At 70.9% G+C, this 18,960-nt stretch carries 23 protein-coding genes; 13 read left to right on the top strand and 10 right to left on the bottom strand.

Translation table 11 applies throughout. From position 1 onward, the window contains the following. Positions 1–75: 75 nt before the first annotated feature. On the top strand, positions 76–291 hold the full coding sequence (locus QMK24_RS26300) for a hypothetical protein (RefSeq protein ID WP_283469291.1): 216 nt from the start codon (positions 76–78) through the stop codon (positions 289–291). A gap of 82 nt (positions 292–373) precedes the next feature. Here the strand turns inward: QMK24_RS26300 and QMK24_RS26295 are convergent, their stop codons facing one another. Further along, positions 374–760 (bottom strand): ArsR/SmtB family transcription factor, encoded by a 387-nt coding sequence (locus QMK24_RS26295; RefSeq protein ID WP_283469264.1) that lies wholly within the window; start codon positions 758–760, stop codon positions 374–376. A gap of 95 nt (positions 761–855) precedes the next feature. On the opposite strand from QMK24_RS26295, the gene QMK24_RS26290 reads away from it, so the two are divergent. Both QMK24_RS26290 and QMK24_RS26285 read left to right on the top strand, forming a co-directional pair. After that, positions 856–2,847 (top strand): heavy metal translocating P-type ATPase, encoded by a 1,992-nt coding sequence (locus tag QMK24_RS26290; RefSeq protein WP_283469263.1) that lies wholly within the window; start codon positions 856–858, stop codon positions 2,845–2,847. Continuing rightward, entirely contained in the window at positions 2,844–3,251 is a 408-nt protein-coding gene (locus QMK24_RS26285; RefSeq protein ID WP_283469262.1) for a (2Fe-2S) ferredoxin domain-containing protein, read from the top strand. Before QMK24_RS26290 ends, QMK24_RS26285 begins: the two co-directional genes overlap by 4 nt. Positions 3,252–3,424: 173 nt before the next feature. Here the strand turns inward: QMK24_RS26285 and QMK24_RS26280 are convergent, their stop codons facing one another. Beyond that, entirely contained in the window at positions 3,425–4,090 is a 666-nt protein-coding gene (locus tag QMK24_RS26280) for a class I SAM-dependent methyltransferase (protein WP_283469261.1), read from the bottom strand. A gap of 247 nt (positions 4,091–4,337) precedes the next feature. On the opposite strand from QMK24_RS26280, the gene QMK24_RS26275 reads away from it, so the two are divergent. The 3 genes from QMK24_RS26275 to QMK24_RS26265 all read left to right on the top strand — a co-directional run bounded on the left by QMK24_RS26275 (position 4,338) and on the right by QMK24_RS26265 (position 7,290). After that, complete coding sequence (locus QMK24_RS26275) at positions 4,338–4,766, top strand: hypothetical protein (RefSeq protein WP_283469260.1); 429 nt, start codon at positions 4,338–4,340, stop codon at positions 4,764–4,766. A gap of 140 nt (positions 4,767–4,906) precedes the next feature. Beyond that, complete coding sequence (locus QMK24_RS26270; RefSeq protein ID WP_283469259.1) at positions 4,907–6,016, top strand: PLP-dependent cysteine synthase family protein; 1,110 nt, start codon at positions 4,907–4,909, stop codon at positions 6,014–6,016. Further along, on the top strand, positions 6,013–7,290 hold the full coding sequence (locus QMK24_RS26265; protein WP_283469258.1) for an MFS transporter: 1,278 nt from the start codon (positions 6,013–6,015) through the stop codon (positions 7,288–7,290). Before QMK24_RS26270 ends, QMK24_RS26265 begins: the two co-directional genes overlap by 4 nt. 24 nt (positions 7,291–7,314) lie before the next feature. Here the strand turns inward: QMK24_RS26265 and QMK24_RS26260 are convergent, their stop codons facing one another. Next, entirely contained in the window at positions 7,315–7,674 is a 360-nt protein-coding gene (locus QMK24_RS26260) for an ArsR/SmtB family transcription factor (protein WP_283469257.1), read from the bottom strand. Positions 7,675–7,740: 66 nt separating this feature from the next. On the opposite strand from QMK24_RS26260, the gene QMK24_RS26255 reads away from it, so the two are divergent. From QMK24_RS26255 to QMK24_RS26235, 5 genes are all read left to right on the top strand, one after another. Continuing rightward, positions 7,741–8,865, top strand: coding sequence for a cation diffusion facilitator family transporter (locus QMK24_RS26255; protein WP_283469256.1), 1,125 nt, complete (start codon positions 7,741–7,743; stop codon positions 8,863–8,865). Between the two features lie 209 nt (positions 8,866–9,074). After that, positions 9,075–9,425, top strand: a complete 351-nt coding sequence (locus QMK24_RS26250; protein ID WP_283469255.1) for a hypothetical protein — start codon at positions 9,075–9,077, stop codon at positions 9,423–9,425. Positions 9,426–9,533: 108 nt separating this feature from the next. Then, entirely contained in the window at positions 9,534–10,460 is a 927-nt protein-coding gene (locus QMK24_RS26245) for a DUF8832 domain-containing protein (protein ID WP_283469254.1), read from the top strand. A gap of 124 nt (positions 10,461–10,584) precedes the next feature. Further along, positions 10,585–11,760, top strand: a complete 1,176-nt coding sequence (locus tag QMK24_RS26240; protein ID WP_283469287.1) for a permease — start codon at positions 10,585–10,587, stop codon at positions 11,758–11,760. Between the two features lie 352 nt (positions 11,761–12,112). Further along, on the top strand, positions 12,113–12,490 hold the full coding sequence (locus QMK24_RS26235) for a class I SAM-dependent methyltransferase (RefSeq protein WP_283469253.1): 378 nt from the start codon (positions 12,113–12,115) through the stop codon (positions 12,488–12,490). Positions 12,491–12,839: 349 nt separating this feature from the next. On the opposite strand, the gene QMK24_RS26230 is transcribed toward QMK24_RS26235, so the two are convergent. Beyond that, positions 12,840–13,154 carry a DsbA family protein gene (locus QMK24_RS26230; protein ID WP_283469252.1) on the bottom strand — a complete coding sequence of 105 codons (315 nt, stop codon included), beginning with the start codon at positions 13,152–13,154 and terminating at the stop codon, positions 12,840–12,842. A 151-nt stretch (positions 13,155–13,305) separates the two neighbouring features. Further along, on the bottom strand, positions 13,306–13,872 hold the full coding sequence (locus QMK24_RS26225) for a rhodanese-like domain-containing protein (protein ID WP_283469251.1): 567 nt from the start codon (positions 13,870–13,872) through the stop codon (positions 13,306–13,308). Positions 13,873–13,956: 84 nt separating this feature from the next. Here QMK24_RS26225 and QMK24_RS26220 point away from each other — a divergent pair, with 84 nt between their 5' ends. Next, positions 13,957–14,235, top strand: a complete 279-nt coding sequence (locus QMK24_RS26220; RefSeq protein WP_283469250.1) for a metal-sensitive transcriptional regulator — start codon at positions 13,957–13,959, stop codon at positions 14,233–14,235. A gap of 9 nt (positions 14,236–14,244) precedes the next feature. On the opposite strand, the gene QMK24_RS26215 is transcribed toward QMK24_RS26220, so the two are convergent. From QMK24_RS26215 to QMK24_RS26205, 3 genes are read right to left on the bottom strand one after another with little or no spacing between them, the layout of a single operon-like run. Continuing rightward, the gene (locus QMK24_RS26215) at positions 14,245–14,994 is read right to left on the bottom strand and encodes a sulfite exporter TauE/SafE family protein (protein WP_283469249.1); all 750 of its coding nucleotides are present in this window, start codon (positions 14,992–14,994) and stop codon (positions 14,245–14,247) included. Next, complete coding sequence (locus tag QMK24_RS26210; protein WP_283469248.1) at positions 14,991–15,350, bottom strand: rhodanese-like domain-containing protein; 360 nt, start codon at positions 15,348–15,350, stop codon at positions 14,991–14,993. Before QMK24_RS26210 ends, QMK24_RS26215 begins: the two co-directional genes overlap by 4 nt. Before the next feature lie 29 nt (positions 15,351–15,379). Continuing rightward, complete coding sequence (locus tag QMK24_RS26205; RefSeq protein WP_283469247.1) at positions 15,380–16,741, bottom strand: MBL fold metallo-hydrolase; 1,362 nt, start codon at positions 16,739–16,741, stop codon at positions 15,380–15,382. Positions 16,742–16,925: 184 nt separating this feature from the next. On the opposite strand from QMK24_RS26205, the gene QMK24_RS26200 reads away from it, so the two are divergent. Further along, entirely contained in the window at positions 16,926–17,315 is a 390-nt protein-coding gene (locus QMK24_RS26200; protein WP_283469246.1) for a DUF302 domain-containing protein, read from the top strand. A 64-nt stretch (positions 17,316–17,379) separates the two neighbouring features. Here QMK24_RS26200 and QMK24_RS26195 read toward each other — a convergent pair whose 3' ends face one another. Beyond that, a complete protein-coding gene (locus QMK24_RS26195) occupies positions 17,380–18,204 on the bottom strand; it encodes a cytochrome c oxidase assembly protein (protein ID WP_502989164.1) in 825 nt (274 codons plus the stop codon). A gap of 20 nt (positions 18,205–18,224) precedes the next feature. Continuing rightward, positions 18,225–18,788 carry a DUF2243 domain-containing protein gene (locus QMK24_RS26190; RefSeq protein WP_283469244.1) on the bottom strand — a complete coding sequence of 188 codons (564 nt, stop codon included), beginning with the start codon at positions 18,786–18,788 and terminating at the stop codon, positions 18,225–18,227. Positions 18,789–18,960: the final 172 nt, after the last annotated feature.

Raw genomic sequence — 18,960 nt, 5'->3', positions numbered from 1 at the left:
CCTCGGTGACCGCGTCCGTCTCGGGCCTCACCGGCGTCTCGCGCACCGGCCGGGACCGCATCGTCGATGCCGACCGTGAGCAGCAGCCGGTCGTCGTGCACCTTGCCCATTCTTTCCGGAGTCCTCGCCGCACCGGCAACCGCCGCATCCGCGCTCGCCTCGTTCGCCGGCGATGTCCTCGCCGCGCCCCTCGGCGGCTACCCCCGTTTCGTCGGCCTGCTGGCACTCGCCTCCGGGCTCGCAACCCTGACCGCGCTCGGCACGGCACACCCCCACGTAAAGGACCGGTAGCCGCCGTCAACGAAGCACTCGCGCGGCCCGCTTCGGAAGCGACGCGTGCTGTGCCTGGAAAGTCCGACTTACGGGGCGGGCCCTACTCGGCGACGATGGCCTGGGGCAACTCGGCCAGACTGTCGCGGACTCCGAGCCGCAGGTGCTCCACGTGGTACAGCGCCTGGTCGAGGAGTTCGGCGACGTGGTTGTCGTAGAGGGCGTAGATGATCGAGCGGCCGTGGCGTTCGCCGGTGACCAGGCCGAGGTTGCGCAGCAGGCGCAACTGGTGGGAGCAGGCGGAGGCTTCCATGTCGACGGCTTCGGCGAGGTCACCGACCGCACAGGGGCCTTCTTGGAGGCGGGCGAGAATCCGCAGCCGGGACGGGGTGGCCAGGGCCTGGAGGGTCGCGGCGACGTCAGTAGTCCCCACAGCGTCGAGGCGCTCGCGGGTGGTGGCGGTGCCCTTGTCGTCCATTCCGTGACCCATAGCGCTCATCCTACCTGGCACACCTGAAGACCTGTTCATATATTCCTGTACGGTGGATGTGTTGCCGTCCTCTGACCGTGAAGGGTTGTTTTGTCATGCCTTCCGCTCTCCTCCAGCGTCCCGAACGGGCGATTTCCGCTGCTCCGGCGGCGGTGCCGCGCCGTCGTACGCGGGTGTTCGCTCTGGCCGAGGCCCGTTGGGCCGGGGCCGCGCTGGTGCTGTTCCTGGTCGCGCTGCCGCTGCAGCTGACGGGCGCCCCGGCCTGGGCGTGGGGCCCGCTGTACGCGCTCGCCTATGTCACCGGTGGCTGGGAGCCGGCCTGGGCAGGGCTCCAGGCCCTGCGCGAGGCGACGTTGGATGTGGACCTGCTGATGATCGTGGCAGCGATCGGTGCGGCGTCGATGGGGCAGGTGATGGACGGTGCGCTGCTGATCGTCATCTTCGCGACCTCCGGCGCCTTGGAGGCGCTGGCCACCGCCCGCACCCAGGACGCGGTCCGCGGTCTGCTCGACCTCGCCCCCAGCACGGCCACCCGGCTGGCTGACGACGGGAGCGAGGAGACGGTCGCCACCGCAGACCTCGCCGTCGGCGACACCGTTCTCATCCGCCCCGGCGAGCGGGTCGGAGCCGACGGCCGAGTGCTGGAGGGGGCCAGCGACGTCGACCAGGCCACCATCACCGGTGAGCCGCTGCCAGTGGCGAAGGGGACCGGGGATGAAGTCTTCGCCGGAACCCTGAACGGCACCGGCGCCCTGCGGGTGAAAGTCGAGCGGGACGCCTCCGACTCCGTGATCGCCCGCATCGTCGCCATGGTCGAGGAAGCCTCCGAGACCAAGGCGTCGACCCAGCTGTTCATCGAGAAGGTCGAGCAGCGCTACAGCCTCGGCATGGTCTTCGCGACGTTGGCGGTCTTCTTGGTGCCGATGGGCTTCGGCGCCGACCTCACCGCCTCGCTGCTGCGGGCGATGACCTTCATGATCGTCGCTTCGCCGTGCGCTGTGGTGCTGGCCACCATGCCGCCGCTGCTTTCCGCGATCGCTAACGCCGGACGCCACGGCGTCCTCGTCAAGTCCGCCGTCGTCATGGAGCGCCTCGGGCAGGTCGACGCGGTCGCCCTGGACAAGACCGGCACCCTGACCGAGGGCACCCCCCGAATTACCGACGTCCGTCCGCTGACCGGCTCCGGCCTGGATGAGGACACCCTCCTGGTGCTCGCGGCCGGCGCGGAGCATCCCAGCGAGCACCCGCTGGCCCGCGCCGTCGTCGACGCCGCCCGCACCCGCCACCTGGCCATCCCGGACGTGAAGGACTTCACCTCCGCCCCCGGCACTGGAGTCACCGCCACGATCGAGGGCCACACCATCGCGGTCGGCGCCCCCGCCCGACTCCTCAGCAGCACCGACGAGACTTTCACCGAGGCCGCGACGACCGCCGAGAGCCTGGAGGAAACGGGCCGCACGGCCGTCCTCGTCCAGCGTGACGGCGTACCTGTGGGGGTCCTGGGCATTGCCGACCGGCTGCGGCCCGACGCCGCCGCGACCGTCGCCGCCCTGGCCACGCTGACGGGCAGCGCGCCGATGCTGCTGACCGGCGACAACCCGCGCGCCGCCGCTCTGCTGGCCGAAGAGGTCGGCATCAGCGACGTCCGCGCCGGACTGCTGCCCCAGGACAAGGCCACCGCCGTCCAGGAGCAGGCGAAGGCCGGCGCCAAGGTGCTGGTCATCGGGGACGGCGTGAACGACGCGCCCGCGCTGGCCGCCGCCCATACCGGTATCGCCATGGGGCGGGCCGGGTCCGACCTCGCCCTGGAGACGGCCGATGCGGTCATCGTCCGCGACGAACTCGCCAGCGTTCCCACCGTTGTGGGCCTGTCCCGCGCCGCCCGGCGCCTGGTGGTGCAGAACCTGGTGATTGCCGCGATGTTCATCTCCGGCCTGGTCATCTGGGACCTCGCCGGGCACCTGCCGCTCCCGTTCGGTGTCCTGGGGCATGAGGGGTCGACCGTGATCGTCGGCCTCAACGGGCTGCGGCTGCTGCGGGACGCCGCCTGGAACCGGGCCGCCGCACCCACCCGGAGCCAGCAGTGAGCCGCCGCACCAAGAAAGCAGAGCCCGCTGCGGGGGCGGCCCGGCCCACGGTCACCGTCTGCCGTGGCTGCTGCTGCGGCACCGCAGTGAAGGTCCCGCGCTTGGACCACGAGGCGCAGTTGGCCGATCTGCGCACCATGCTGGCCGGGGTGGCGATGGTGCGCCGGACCGACTGCCTGGACGCGTGCGAGCGCGCCAACGTCATCGCCATCCAGCCCTCCACCGAAGGCCGAGCGGCCGGCGGACGGCCCGTCTGGCTCGGCCAGGTCAACGACCCCGGCGCCGCAGCCGACATCGCCGCCTGGGTCAAGAACGGCGGCCCCGGACTGGCGGAGGCGCCCGACATCCTCGACCTCTACACCTTCAACCCGTCGCGCCGCGTACGGCACGAACTCGAAGACTGATCAACCGACGCCCGGTCGTTTGCTGAACGCGAGTCACGACGGACGCGCAGAGTCGGTACGTGAACGGACATGGTCATCTTGGCCGTTGCGCCTCGCCGTGGCTGGCGGCGCAGCCCGCGCCTGACTCTTCACGCGCCGGCGGCGCGATTACGGCCGGAGCAGGGCGGTTGCGGTCATCGGGGCAGGCTCTGGGTGATCCGCCACAGGCGGCGCGGCAGGTCTCCCTCCTCGAAGGCGTGCACCTGCTCCAGTGTCCAGCCGACGGCGAGTGCGTCGACCAGGGCGCGATCGAAGAAGTGCACGGCGAAGCCGCCGTGCTCATAGATGTCGTCGCTGTGGGCGGTGCCGGCGCCGAAGTGGGCGTCGGCGGTGTGCCGGACGGTGTAGACGAAGGTGCCTCCTGGCCGCAGGACGCGGCGGACCTCGCCCACCAGGGCGTGGATCTCTTTGGTCGACAGGGCCATGCACAGCAGCATGTGCGCGAACACCGCGTCCACGGAGCCGTCTCGCAGCGGCAGCGGCTCGCGCACATCGTGCACGACGGTGGTCACCCGCTGGCCGACGCCCTGCACGCCGGCTGCCTCACGTAGCTGCTCCAGGCCGGTCGGGCTGAAGTCGGTCGCCTGCACGGTGAAACCTTCCCGGGCGAAGAACAGGGCATCACGGCCGTGCCCGGACCCGAGTTCCAGCACTTCCCTCGCCCCGGCCGCACGGAACACGGCGGCGGCATGGATCGCGGGGCTGGAAGGCTCCTCGCCATACATGCCGGGATGAGCGGCGTAGGTGTGCTGCCAGTGCCCCCGCTGCTCGTCCGCCAGCTCCTGGTCGCCGTCCGTCATCGCCCGCTCAGCTCCTCTTGCCCGCCCGGCTGTGCCGGGTACCGGCCCAGCCTAGACGCGGAAAACCAGCGATAAGACGGCCGGCTCACACCGGTCACCGGCGGCTGCCACTGAGGTGAACAGGCACGTGACCTCGGCGATGGCTCGGGACTCGGCTCGACGAAGGTGAATGTTCGCCGGCCAGCCCTTCGGCGGGTCGAACTCCACCAATTGTGACTTTGTGTGGTTAGCGAGATACGTTGGGTGCATGATCGGTGCGGCGTCGCTCTCCCCAGCGCATCGCCGCGCGCGGGACAGCGGCGTGCTCGTCGTCCTGATCTGGGTGGCATTCCACCTCCTTGGCTGCATGCACAGCCACGGCCCGGGATTCGAGGGCCAGCACTACCCGCTGAACGCGCCTCCCGCAGCTGCCGCTCCCGTCGCCGCATCCGGCGGCGAGGTCACGGTCTCCCTTCCGCAGCGGGCACCATGCTGCCCCGAGACGGGCGACCACGTGGTGGACCGGATCCGCAGCGACGCCCCGGCCCCGCCGGCACTCGGGGGCGCACGTCCGGCCGATACCCGGCCTGATGCGCCCGCCGCCGCACTGACTGGTGCCGGCACCGCGAGGGCTCCCGACCACAGCGCCGTCGGCGGACGCTGCACTCTCACGGCCCTGTGTGTGGCGCGGACCTGACCGGTCCCGCACAGCCGCCTTCCACCCCACCCTGTCCGGCACCGCCGGGCGGAGCCCGGGCGGCTGTGTGTCCGCGCCCTGATCCGCCGATGCCCCGAGCCTGCCGATGTCCGGCCGGGGCGAGGAGTCGTGACACCGTGATGGACACCCACGCATACGCCCCTGCCCCCGCCTGCGCCCGCCAGCCTTCCGATCTGGTCGGCCACACCCCCGTCCTGTGGATCGGCGAACCCCTCGCCAGTGCCGGCCGCGGATTCTGGGCGAAGCTCGAAGGCCACAACCCGGGCGGCATCAAGGACCGCCCCGGCCTGCACATGGTGGCCCGCGCCCGAACCCGCGGCGAACTGGCCGACGGCGCGCCAATCATCGAATCCTCCAGCGGCACCCTCGGGCTGGGCCTGGCCCTGGCCGGCATCACCTTCGGACACCCGGTGACCGTAGTCACCGACCCAGGTTTGGAGCCCGCGATCCGCCGGGCCCTGGCCGCCTATGGCGCCCGCATCGAAACCGTCACCGCCGCCCACCCGACCGGCGGCTGGCAGCAAGCACGGCGGGAGAAGGTGGCCGAGCTACTGGCCGCACAACCGGGCGCCTGGTGCCCCGACCAGTACAACAACCCCGACAACGCCGCCGCCTACGCACCGCTGGCCGCCGAGCTCATCGCCCAACTCGGCCGCATCAACGTCCTGGTCGCCTCCGTCGGCACCGGCGGCCACTCGGCGGGCATCTCCACCGCACTGCGCCGGACATTCCCCGACCTGACGCTGATCGGCGTGGACGCAACCGGATCGACGATCTTCGGGCAGCCCGCCGGACAGCGGCTGATGCGCGGCCTGGGCTCCAGCATCCACCCCGGCAACGTCGCCTACGAGGCGTTCACCGAGGTCCATTGGATCGCCCCCGCCGAAGCCGTGTCGGCCTGCCGCGCACTGGCGCGCCATCACTACGCCTCGGGCGGCTGGAGCGTGGGCGCGGTCGCGCGGGTCGCCGGGTGGGCCGCCCGCACCTACCCCGCCGGAACGAGGATCGCCGCGATCTTCCCCGACGGGCCCCACCGCTACCTCGACACGATCTACAACGACGCCTGGTGCCACCGTCACCACCTCCTCGACACCCCGGTACCGCTGCCCGAGGAGCCCGACGAGATCACCGACCCGTGCGAGCAGACAGTCACGTCCTGGACGCGCTGCACCTCGGTCACCGACCCGGCTCCCGCCGCGGTCCGTACCGTGCTGGCCGGTGCCCGGTGAGGCGCCTGCGCGCCCAAGTGCGCTCCTTCGACCCCAGCCTGCAACTGCTGATGGCCAACCAGTTCGGCATCAACCTCGGCTTCTACATGCTCATGCCCTACCTCGCCGACCACCTCGCCCACGGCCTCGGCCTCGCCGTCTGGGCGGTCGGCCTGGTACTGGGCGTACGCAACCTGTCCCAGCAGGGCATGTTCTGGCTCGGCGGGACCCTGGCCGACCGGATCGGCTACAAGCCGATGATCCTGGCCGGCTGCGGCCTGCGGACGGCCGCGTTCGTACTGCTGGCCGTCGCCGACACGCTGCCCGCCCTCATCATCGCCTCGGCTGCCACCGGGTTCGCCGGCGCACTGTTCAACCCGGCGGTCCGCGCCTACATCGCCGACGGCGCCGGCGAGCGCCGGGTCGAGGCATTCTCCTGCTTCAACGTCTTCTACCAGGCAGGCATCCTGCTCGGCCCCCTCGCCGGACTCGCCCTGCTCACCTTCGACTTCCGCCTCGTCTGCACGGTCTCGGCAGCCGTCTTCGGGGTGCTGGCCATCGTCCAGGCCCGCGCCCTGCCCGCCCGGCGCCCGGCACCGGACCCGCAGGCCGCGAACGGGTGGCGGGGAATCGCCGCGGACTGGCGGGCGATTGTCCGCAACCGGCCCTTCGTGCTGTTCTCCGCCGCGATGGCCGGCTCCTACCTGTTGGCCTTCCAGACCTACCTCGCCCTGCCCCTGCAAGCACGCGTCCTGGTGGGTGATTCCAGCGGCACCGCGATGGGCGTCGTCTTCTCCGTCTCCGCCCTGGTCGCCGTCGCCGGACAGCTCCGGCTCACCGACTGGGCCAGGAAACGCCTGGATGCGCCGAAGGCCATCGCGATCGGCCTGGCAGTGATGGGAGCGGCGTTCCTGCCCATGCTGCCCGGCCCCCACCACGCCGCCCACGGCCTGGGCGCGGTCCTTGGCCTCGCCGGCCTGGTGGCCTGCGCGGCACTGCTGGCCGCCGGCTCCGCGCTGCTGTACCCGTTCGAGATGGACACCCTGGTCCGCCTGTCGGGCGAGCGTCTGGTGGCCACCTACTACGGCGCCTACAGCACCGTGGCCGGTATCGCCGTCGCCGCAGGGAATCTCGCGGTGGGGGCTCTGTTCGACCTCGCCGCCCGCGCCCACGTTCCGTGGCTTCCGTGGGCGGCACTTACCGCACTCGGGCTCGGCTGCGCCACCGCCCTGACCGGCCTGCGCCGCGCCGGACACCTCCACCCCGCTCCGGCCGCAGCACCAGCCCCGGCCTGAGAAACACGTCGCCAGGCGCGCACGTCACGCATGGGGTGCGCGCCCGGTCAGCCGGTGGTCGGCCACATCGAGCACTTCCATGATGAGACGCCGCAGGTGTCCGTCGGCCAGCGCGTAGATCACCCGGCGGCCCTCTTTGCGGGTGGCCACCAGGCCCGACATCCTGAGCCGGGCCAGATGCTGGCTCACCGCCGGTCGTGCCGCGTCCACCGCCTCCGACAGCGATGTGACGTCCGCCTCCTCTGCCGCTAGGGCGTGCAGGAGCGCAAGCCGGGTGCGGTCGGCCAAAAGGCCCAGGATCTCGGCCGCAACCCGGAAGTGCTCACCGCCCGGCTCTTGCGGGTGCGAACCCTGCGCAGGTGATAGATGCATGCGTGCGTTCATACGCACATAATAGGCAGGTGGGACTCTCGTCCATTTTCTTGGCCTTCTGTTGAGAGCGAGCACCCGGTGAGCCAGCAGTACCACCACGGTCACGACAAGCCGGGAACCGGCCACGAGCACGGGTCGGGGCACGGCCACGGAGCGGATGCCGGACGCGGCCATGAGCAGGATCATGACCACGGTCACGACCACGGGGGCGGCGCTTCGCGGTGGTCGCGGATCCGGCACCAGATCTCGCACCTGCTCACCCCGCACAGCCATGAGGCGATGGACAAGGTCGACTCGGTGATGGAGACCTCGAAGGAGGGGATGCGCACGCTGTGGCTGTCGCTGGGCATCCTGGGGCTGACCACAATCATCCAGGCGGTCGTCGTCGCCATGTCGGGGTCGGTGGCGCTGCTGGGTGACACCATCCACAACGCTGCAGACGCCCTGACCGCCGTGCCGCTGGGCATCGCGTTCGTGCTGGGGCGGCGGGCGGCGAACCGCCGTTACACCTACGGCTACGGCCGCGCCGAGGACCTGGCGGGCATCGCCATCGTGCTCACCATCGCCGCCTCTTCCGCCCTGGCCGCGTACGAGGCCCTCGACCGGCTGCTCAACCCTCGCGACGTCACGCACCTGTGGGCCGTCGCTGCGGCTGCGGTGGCCGGGTTCATCGGCAACGAGTGGGTGGCCCGCTACCGCATCCGCACAGGCCGCAAGATCGGCTCCGCAGCCCTGGTCGCCGACGGCCTGCACGCCCGCACCGACGGCTTCACCTCTCTGGCCGTCCTGCTCGGCGCGGGCGGCGCCGCACTGGGCTGGCGGGCCGCAGACCCGATCGTCGGCCTGTTCATCACCGCGGCGATCCTCATGGTGCTGCGCGATGCCGCCCGCGAGGTCTACCGCCGGCTGATGGACTCCGTGGATCCCGCCCTGGTCGACACCGCCGAGACCGCGCTGCGCGCGGTGGAGGGCGTCCGCGACGTCGGGCAGGTCCGCATGCGGTGGATCGGCCACGCCCTGCGCGCCGAAGCTGACATCGTCGTCGACCCCGACCTCACCGTGGTCCAGGCCCACGCCCTGGCCGTCGCAGCCGAGCACACCTTGATCCACGCCGTCCCGCGGCTGACCGCAGCCACTGTGCATACCGACCACACCACCGGCGGCGGCGATCCGCATGCCGCCCTCGCCCACCACGCCGGATGATGCCTGCAAGGAATACGGCAGTGGCCCCAGCGGCTTGATGCACCGGCACCCGGTACCGGGCCGGGGTATGGTCGAGGCGACAGAACGACGCATCGGCCGCGTCCGGTGGCGTGTGGAGGGAAGCAGTGGTGGCAGGCAGCGGACCGGCACGCAGGCGGGGTATCGCCCGGTTACTGGCGTTGTGTGCGGTCCTGTTCGGCCTGTTTCTCATGCACGGCGCACCAGCCAGCGCCGCCGAGGGCTGCCACGGCGCGATGCCCGCGCACGCCGGGATCCACGAAAACCCCCACGCGATGCAGTCCGCGACGGTGCCCGTGATGACGCATCCCGGCCTCCAGCAGGCGTCAGTCTCGGCAGCGATGGACGGGACGACGTGTGTCTCGACGCCCGCACGCGACACAACCCCGCTGACGACACCCGGCCTGCTGGCCGTTGTCGCGGTCCTTGCGTCCTTGTTCCTGGTCGGCAGCCACCTGGCCCCGAACCGGACGGAGCGGCGCGGCCCAGCGCCCCCAGGCGGGCGAAGTCTGCTGCTCCAGGTGTGCATCGCGCGGACCTGACAGGGCAGCCCCGCCGGAACCCGGATGTTCTCCCGGAACCGGCGACGTGTCCTGCTCATCTCCGCGCGCCCGCCCGGCGTGGTGCGCCCACCCGGAAAGACCACTCACATGTTCGCTTCTTCCCGTCCCACCGTGCGCCGTCGTGCCCTCGCGGCGGCCGGCACCGCTGCTGTCCTGGCGGTGACCCTGGCGGCCTGCGGCTCCTCCAGCGATTCCTCGTCGACGCCGGGCATGGACCACGGCGCCAAGCCGACGGCGTCCTCCTCAGCGAGCACCTCGCCCTCGATGGGCGACATGCCCGGCATGGATCACATGGCCGCCGGAAACGGCCTCGCGGACAACAAGGACGGCTACCGCCTCACCAGCAAGGACACGACCCTCCCGGCCGGCAAGCAGGCCGCCTACCGGTTCGCGGTCGCCGGCCCGGACGGCAAGCCCGTCACCGCCTTCGCGCTCGACCAGACCAAGCGGATGCACTTCTACGCCATCCGCTCCGACCTGACCGGCTTCCAGCACATCCACCCGACCATGGCCGCCAACGGCACCTGGACCGCCGACCTGGACACGCTCGCACCCGGCTCCTGGCGGATGTTCACCTCCTTCACGCCCGACAGCGGAGCCGGGAAGGGCACCGCCCTCGTCCTGTCCCGCACCACCACCGTCCCGGGCACCGCGACGAAGACGCCGCTGCCGGCCGCAGCCAAGACCGCGGACGTCGACGGGTACACCGTCACCGTCAAGGGCGATCCGATGGCCGGGATGGAGCACCCGCTGGCGGTGACCGTCACCCAGGACGGCAAGCCCGTCACCGACCTCCAGCCCTACCTCGACACCTACGCCCACCTGACCGCCTTCCACGAGGGCGACTCCGCGTTCGCTCACCTCCACCCGACCACCAAGGTCAACGGCGACCACGGCGGGCCGGAACTGTCCTTCAACGCGGAACTGCCCACCTCCGGGAACTGGCGGCTGTTCCTGCAGTTCCAGGCCGGCGGCAAGCTCCACACCGGGGCTCTGACTTTGAACGTCGGCTGACCCCGCGTGGGGCGCCCCTCCACGCGGGTGGCGCCCCATGCACAGCCCCCGCCTCGCAGCACGCGCCGGGTGTGACGTGTCGGTGGACCCCATGTCGTGCTCGCCTCGGAAGGCTTCAGGGATGATCCACGCCGTACTGCACGCACTGTCGATCGCTGGTTCCATGGCCTGGGAGATCACCTGGGCCCTGATCCTGGGCTTCGCCCTGTCCGCCGTCGTCCAGGCCGTCGTCCGCAAGTCCACCGTCGTCTCCCTCCTCGGCGACCACCGCCCTCGCACGCTCGCCATCGCCGCCGGCCTCGGCGCCGCCTCGTCCTCGTGCTCGTATGCCGCGGTGGCGCTGGCCCGCTCGCTGTTCCGCAAGGGCGCCAACTTCACCGCCGCGATGGCCTTCGAGATCGCCTCCACCAACCTCGTCGTCGAGCTCGGTGTCATCCTCGCTCTGCTGATGGGCTGGCAGTTCACCGCGGCGGAGTTCGTCGGCGGCCCCATCATGATCGTCGTCCTGGCGGTGCTGTTCCGCCTGTTCCTGCGAGACAAGCTCCTGCACCAGGCCCGCGAGCAGGCCGACCGCGGACTGGCCGGCTCCATGGAGGGCCACGCCGCGATGGACATGTCCGTACAGCGCGAAGGTTCCTTCGCCCGCCGGCTGCTGTCCCGTGAGGGCTTCACCTCCACGAGCCACGTGTTCGTCATGGAATGGGCTGCGATCCTGCGCGACCTGGTCATCGGCCTGCTCATCGCCGGCGCCATCGCCGCCTGGGTACCGGACTCCTTCTGGCGCACCTTCTTCTTCGACGGCCACCCGCTGGCATCCAAGCTCTGGGGGCCGATCATCGGCCCGCTCGTCGCGATCGCCTCGTTCGTCTGTTCCATCGGCAACGTGCCCCTGGCCGTGGTGCTGTGGAAGGGCGGCATCAGCTTCGGCGGCGTCGTCGCGTTCATCTTCGCCGACCTGCTGATCCTGCCGATCCTCAACATCTACCGGAAGTACTACGGCGCGAAGATGGCCCTCTTCCTCCTCGGCACCTTCTACCTCGCCACCGTCATCGCCGGGTACATCGTGGAGTTCACCTTCGGCGGCCTCGGCCTCATCCCCGACCAGGCCGACGCGAAGCTCCCCATGGAGGGCGTCACCTGGAACTACACGACCTTCCTCAACATCGCCTTCCTCATCCTGGCCGCCGCCCTCCTCATCCGATTCCTGCGCACCGGCGGAAGGGACATGCTCCGCATGATGGGCGGCGCCCCCGACACCAACCAGAACCACACCCACGGCGAGCACCACAGCCACAACTGACCACCGCCGACGCGTCCGCCCGGGGGTAGGGCATCCTCTCCACCCGCAAGCCGATTCCAACGCTGCCCGGCAGATGCTCAACTGGACCCATGAGTCCTCTGCTGCCGCGCGTCTTGTCCAGCCCGGAAGGCAAACCGCTGCCGCCGAAATACACCGCAGATGCCTTCCGGGCCTTCGCCCGCGACCTGGCCGCCGGCCGCCGGACCTGGGGCGCCGCAGAAGCCGACTTCCTCGCCGGGCTGTTCGACCGGCTCGCCCCGAATGGGACACCACCCAGGCCACCGGCCGCGCCGACCCGCTGCGCGACGCCCTCACCCGCGCACGACCCCTCACCTACGGCCCCTGTCTGGAGGTGGGCTCCGGCACGGGCCAGTTCACCCGCCGCCTCACATCCGCATTCCCGACTGTCATCAGCCTCGACCTCTCCGAACAAATGCTCCGCCAGGCCGCCGGCCGCTCCCCGTCCCGCGTACGCGCCGACGCCAGCGCCCTGCCCGTCGCCGACGCCTCCATCGCTGCCGTCGCCGCCATCGACATGCTGCTCTTCCCTACCGAGACTGCCCGCGTACTGGCCGCGGACGGCGTCCTGCTGTGGATCAACCAGCTCGGACAGGACGGGCCGCTGTACTTGCCACCCGAAGACGTCGCCGCAGCCCTGCCCGGACGATGGCCGGCAACAGAAGCAGAAGCCGGCTGGGGAATCTGGGCCTGCATGCGAGGGGCCCACTGATCACGTTCAACCCACAGCCCAGCGCTGCTGGGGAACCGCTCAGCGCGCCGTCGCCAGGCTGCTGCCCTCTCTTGGGACGCGGATTCTGGTGATTCCGCAGGAATCAGTGCTCGTGCAGCCGCACTCCCCACAATTCCAGGATCCGCGAGCCGACGCGCAATGTCGGTGATGGGTGCGGCAGAATCCGGTCTGACTGCGCAAGCGACTTCGGATTTCACCTGGCGACACCGACCTCTTCTCGCCTTCAGGAGCACGGTGGGCCGGGGCTGGGCAGGGCCCATGGCGGTGCCAGCTCGCGAAGGCTGCCTGCCGCATTACTGGCCCCTCGCACTGTTCTGAGTTTCCTGGTTCAGGTGGATCGGGTGGCGATCAGGGCCTGCTGCAATTGGTCCATGTCGGGCAGACCGGCGACGCCCCTGGGGGTGGTGTAGAGGCGGCACGACAGGCCCGGAGGTCGGCCCGGATCGGCGAACGGGTCCCGTCCCTGGATGAGGAAGGTCGGCGATCCGGTGAAGCCGCTCTGCTCCGCCTCGGCCTGTGTAGTGATCACCCGTGTTGAGAAGCTGGCCTTGTCCTCTCCGACGGCCTTCAGTGCTTGGCGCATGAGGTCGGCAGCGGGCCGTTCGTTCGGGCAGTCCGCGACGACGACGAGTTCGATGTCCATGTTTCCAGAATCCCTCCTGGCGGGGGCGGAAGGTTGCGCGGCGCGTGACGACCGACCCCCAGGCCGGCACGCGGGCCGCCTGGTCTTGCGACGGACGAAGGGGCGTGTGCGCATACACACCTGCGGGGTCGACGGTTCCTCTTGGCGGACGCTACTGCTGCAGCGCGTCGAGGGTGTCGGTGAGGTCGGTGGTGCGGGGCTGGTTGTGGGGAAGCTTGGCGAGGACGGCGGCCACGCCGCAGGTGTTGGTCGCGGCAGAGAAGACGAGGCCGGTGCCGATGGCGGCGGAGAGCCAGCGGGCGGGCCGGTAGCGGGCTCCTGCGGCGAGACCCAGGACGACGAGGGCGCCGGCGGCGAGGCGGACCTGGCGCTCCATCGCCCAGGTGGTGGCCGCGCCTTCGAGGCGGTGGAGGGTGTGGCCCTGCTCCGACCAGCTGGTGGTGCCGCCGGTGAGGGTGGCGGCGTGGATGTCGGCGGCGGCGAGTTGCTCGCAGGCGGTGGTGGAGCGGTTTCCGGTGGCGCAGACCATGAGCAGGTCACCGCGTGCGGCGGCGGACTTGAGGGCGGGCAGCGCGGTGTGGAGGTGGTCGAGGGGGATGTTGTGGGCGCCGGGGACGTGGCCTGCGGCGTATTCGCCGGGGGTGCGGACGTCGATGACGGTGTACTGCTCCAGGCGGGGTGCCGCCTGGGCGGGCACGACGGCGGTGGGGGTGTTCATGGTGGTGCTGTCCTTTCGCGGGGCCGGGGTGAGTCGTCCCCGACACGGTACAATACCCCTAGGGGTATTAATGGAGGAGGAAGCGTGGAGCTGGACATGGCGGCCGATGAGCTGAAGTCGGTGCTCAACCGGCTGCGCCGGGCCCAGGGGCAGATCGCCGGGATCGTCAAGATGATCGAGGAGGGCCGGGACTGCGAGGACGTCATCACGCAGCTGGCCGCGGTGTCGCGGGCTTTGGACCGGGCCGGTTTCGCGATCATCGCGACCGGGCTCCAGCACTGCATGGCCGAGGGCGGCCGGACGGCCGGTGACCGGGACCAGATGCGGGCCCGGCTGGAGAAGCTGTTCCTCTCCCTGGCCTGACGGGGTCGTTCATACGAAGACGTCAATGAGCATGAGCGCGGCCACGGCCAGCAGCACTCCGGCGAACAGCCGCTGCAGTAGAGGCCCGGAGACCTTCATGGCCAGGCGTTTGCCGTCCCAGGCGCCGAGGATCGCCGCCCCGGCGAAGGGAGCGATCACGGCCCAGTCCAGGGCGTTCGCACCACCGACGCGCGTCATCAGCGACGCCAGCGAGTTGGTGGTGATGACCAGCAGACTGGTCCCGACGGCTGCCTGCATCTCGAAGGCCAGGACTGTGACCAGGGCGGGAACGGCGAGGAATCCCCCACCGACGCCCAGCAGCCCGGTCAGGGCCCCCAGTCCCGCGCCGGTAGCGGCGGCCTTGGCCGGCCGCACGCGTTGTCCGGCGGGATGTGACGGTGGGGCGGGACGGAGCATTTTCAGTGCGGCCAGGGCGGCTATTGCGGCGAACGCGGCGGTCAGGACCGGCTGCGGCAGCCGGGTGGCGGCGGCTCCGGCCAGGGCTGCGGGGATGATTCCGGCGGCGGCGAACGCGGCACCAATCTTCCAGCGGACGTGGCCGGCGCGGGCGTGGGCGTACAGGGCGGTGGCGGAGGTGGCGGTGACGATGATCAGGGACGCGGTGGTGGCCGCTGCCGGGGTGAAGCCGAGCAGGTAGATCAGGGCGGGGACGGCCAGGACGCTGCCGCCTCCGCCGAGGGCGCCGAGGGCGAGACCGACCACGGCCCCGGCTATCAGGGCCAGGATCAGGGCACTCACGCTATCGAGCCGCCCTTGCCGCGCTCGTCGATGACGGGCAGGCCCTCGTGCGCCCAGGCGGTCATGCCTCCCTTGACGTCTTGCGCGTCGATGCCGCGTTCGGCGAGGAGTTTGGCGGCCTGCTGGGAGCGGTGCCCGGAGCGGCAGATCGCGACCACCGGTTTCCCGGCCGCTTCGGGCGGCAGGGCGGCGCCCGCAAGCATGCGCGACAGGGGCAAGTGGTGTGCGGTGGGTGCGTGCCCGGCCCTCCACTCGGGGCCTTCGCGTACATCCAGCAGCACAGCCTGCCCGCCGCTGGTGCGCTCATGGGCCTGGCCTGGGCTCAGGCGGGCCTGGCTGCGTCGGAAGAGGAACATCGCCGTCTCCTTGTGTGCTCGGTGCGAAGTCAGCGGGTGAGGGTGAGTCCGGCGCTCTTTGCGGCGTCGAAGCCGTCGTCGACGGCGACCACGTCCCGGCCGGCCGCGTCCAGCAGCGAGGCGGCGATCGCCGCGCGCATTCCGCCGGCGCAGTGCACCCACACCGTCCCCGCCGGAATCTCACCGGCCCGGTCGTGCACCTCGTGCACGGGGATGTGCACCGAGCCCTGCACGTAACCCTTCATGCGCTCGGAGTCGCGGCGTACGTCCAGTACCACCACCGTCTCGCCGGCTTCCTGGGCCTTCTTCAGGGCGGCGAAGTCCGCGCGGGGGAAGGAGCGCAATCTCTCGCCCTTGCGCAGCCAGTCGGTGGGGTCGCCGGTGGCTGCGGCCGTGGGCCGGTCGATACCGACCCGCACCAGCTCCCGCTGCGCGTGTGCGAGCTGGGCCGGGCTGTCGGCGAGCAGGGTGACGGGCTTGCCCCAGGGGATCAGCCAGGCCAGGTAGGTGGCGAGCTGGCCCTCGGCCTCGAAGTTGAAGGTGCCCGCCACATGCCCGGTCGAGAACGCGGTGCGGCTGCGCAGGTCGACCACCCACTCCCCCGCGGCCAGACGCTCGGCGATCTCGGCGGCGTCAGCCGTCCTGGGCGCGGTGAGGTCCACAGGCGCGGGGCCGCCGGCGTTCAAGGGGCCCATATGGGCGTAGTAGGCGGGCACGTCTTCCAGCCCGGCGAGCATGTCGGCGATGAACGTGTCCACGTGCTTCGTCAACGCGTCGTTGGTGGTGCGTTCCTGGCCGATGGTGCTGGCATCGCCCTGGGCCTGCGAGGAGGAGCAGAAGCTCCCGAAGCCGTGGGTGGGCAGCACCTGCACCGCGTCGTCCAGCTCGCAGGCCAGGCGGTGGGCGGAGGCGTACTGGGCACGGGCCAGTTCCTCGGTCAGCCGGGGCTCGACCAGGTCCGGGCGGCCCACGCTGCCGATCAGCAGCGACCCGCCGGTGAAGGCGGCGACCTCCGCCCCGTCCTCGGCCAGGACGTAGGAGGTGTGGTGTGGGGTGTGGCCGGGGGTGGCCAGCGCCCGCACCGTCAGGCCCGCCTCCACGGTGACGCTGTCACCGTCGGCGACCGGGGCGCGGTCGAAGGAGACCCGGGCCGCGGCCGGCACCAGGTACTGCGCGCCGGTCAGCCGGGCCAGCTCCAGGCCGCCGCTGACGTAGTCGTTGTGCACATGCGTCTCGGCCACGTACACGATCCGCACACCGCGCCCGGCGGCTGCCGCCAGCACGCGCTCCACATCTCGCGGCGGATCGATCACCACCGCCGCCTCCCGGCCGCCGGCCAGGTAGCTGCGGTTGCCCAAACCCTCGGTCTCCAGGATGTCCACGAAGAACACGGACGGCTCCTTCCCCAAACGCTTTACCCCGGGGGGTATCTTGATTCCACTGTAACAGTCATACCCCCCGGGGTATTTTTCCGGGTGCAGGGACGCCTGGGGATCCACACAGCGGCAACGCCTGCGCCCCGCCGGGGTATCAAGGAACCGTCCCCGTCCACATTGGGAAGAAGGAACTCACGCCGTGTCTTACGACCGCACCGTCCGCCTGACCACCGGCTTCGACGACACCGTCACCGCCGTACGCGCCGCTCTCGCCGAGCAGGGCTTCGGGATCCTCACCGAGATCGACGTCACCGCCACTCTCAAGGCCAAGCTGGGCCACGAGATGGAGGACTACCTGATCCTGGGCGCATGCAACCCGCCCCTGGCCCACCAGGCACTGGAGGCGGACCGCAGTATCGGACTGCTCCTGCCGTGCAACGTCGTCGTGCGCCGCGACGGCGACAGCACGCTCGTCCAGGCTCTCGACCCCGCCACCATGGTCACCCTCACCGGCCTGCCCGCCCTGGAGCCCATCGCAACCGAAGCCGCCCAGCGCCTGGACGCCGCCCTCCACGCCCTCACCCACTGAAAGACGACCCGCGAAGCGTCCGGCGCAGAGTGAGCCGGGGCCGGACGCTTCGCGAGCGGTGGGATCAACCAGTGACCGGATTCGCCACGGATGCCGCAGCGGGGCGCACGGCGGGACGCTGCCGGTGGCGGGCCGGCCGCCAGGTCGCCACGAGGGCCGCGGCCAGCAGGAGCTCGGCGATGTCCCCGCCGTAGTACATGATCTCCGCCCCGCCCCGCAGCTGGGGAATCGGAGCGTGCACGTCGATGAGGAATCCGCCGTACATCAACTGGGAGATCGTGGCGTGCGCGGCCACCGCCACACCCAGGACCACCAGGCGAGCCGGCACCCCGGGCCGGGCAGGCGCGGGGTCGGGACCGGCGATCACCCAGACGAACAAGCACCCCGACAGCAGGAAATGAGCGTGCATGAGCCAATGCAGGACCGGTCGGTCCATGGTCGCGTTGAACAGCGGCGTGTAGTATAGCACCGCCAGCGTGCCGGTGCTCAGCATCAGGGCCATGACCGGATGGGCGACGACGCGCAATGGCCGGCTGTGCAGCAGGCCGGCCAGACGGCGGGCTCGTGCGGCGGGCAGTGTCCGCAGCAGCAGCGTGATCGGGGCGCCCAGCACCAGGGCAAGGGGGGCGTACATGCCGATGAGCATGTGCTGGAGCATGTGACCGCGGAAGTCCGCGTGTGCGAACGGAGCCACGGGCGGCAGCAGCGCCCCCGCCAGGACCGCGGATCCGCTCAGGAAACTCACCGTCCGCCAGCGCCCCCACCCCAGCGCGGGATTACGCGCACCGGCCCTGCGGGCGAGCAGAAGGTAGATGCCCGCGAGCAGCGCGACCGCCACAGCGGGCAGCAGCACCTCCCACACGCCGCCCCCCGCACCTTCGCCGTGCATGTGGTGCGTGTCGCCGCCCATCAGACCTGCCGCCCGCCCCGCTCGGCGACGTCAGGGGCCTCAGGGTCGAAGGGCCGCCCGCTGCGCTGCAGCAGGTAGCCGCCGATCAGGAGGATGAGGCCCAGGAGCAGGAAGCCCATGTCCCACCAGATCTGGTACGGGCCGCCGTGAACGTGGTGGATGCCGAGGACCTGATGGTCCAAAAGGCCCTCGACGATATTGAACAGACCCCAGCCCGCCAGGATCCAGCCCCACAGCACGCGGGAGGTCCACACACGCCGCCGGTTGTGCGTCACGCGCGAATACAGGATGCCCAGCCCCAGCAGCACCGCCACCCAGCAGATCGCGTGGAAGATGCCGTCCCACACAGTGTTCATCTCCAGGCCGGAGACCGTGTTCGGCGAGTAGTACTTCACCCCGATCCGGTCATCGTTCGTGCTCGTCAACATGTGATGCCACTGAAGAAGCTGGTGCAGCAGGATCCCGTCGACGAACCCGCCCAGCCCCACCCCCAGCACGATCCCCGGCAGCTGAATACTCCTGGGCCCGACCCCCGTGCGGGTCTCACCTGCGCTGATGGCCACCGTCCGTCCTCTCCGCCGACTCACAAGACATGAGCCCTACACAGCACGCGTTCCCCACTTCACCCCGCCCATCACGGCATCGCGAATTCATCCAGCCCTGCTGCCCCCAGAAGCACGTCAACTGGCTCATCATGAGACAACCAGGGCCAAGGGCCCGCTACCCGCGGTGACC

Source organism: Streptomyces sp. PH10-H1 (assembly GCF_030063355.1).
Lineage (GTDB): Bacteria > Actinomycetota > Actinomycetes > Streptomycetales > Streptomycetaceae > Actinacidiphila.
Note: the sequence above shows the minus strand (reverse complement) of the source record. Positions and strands in the feature narration are given on the sequence as shown.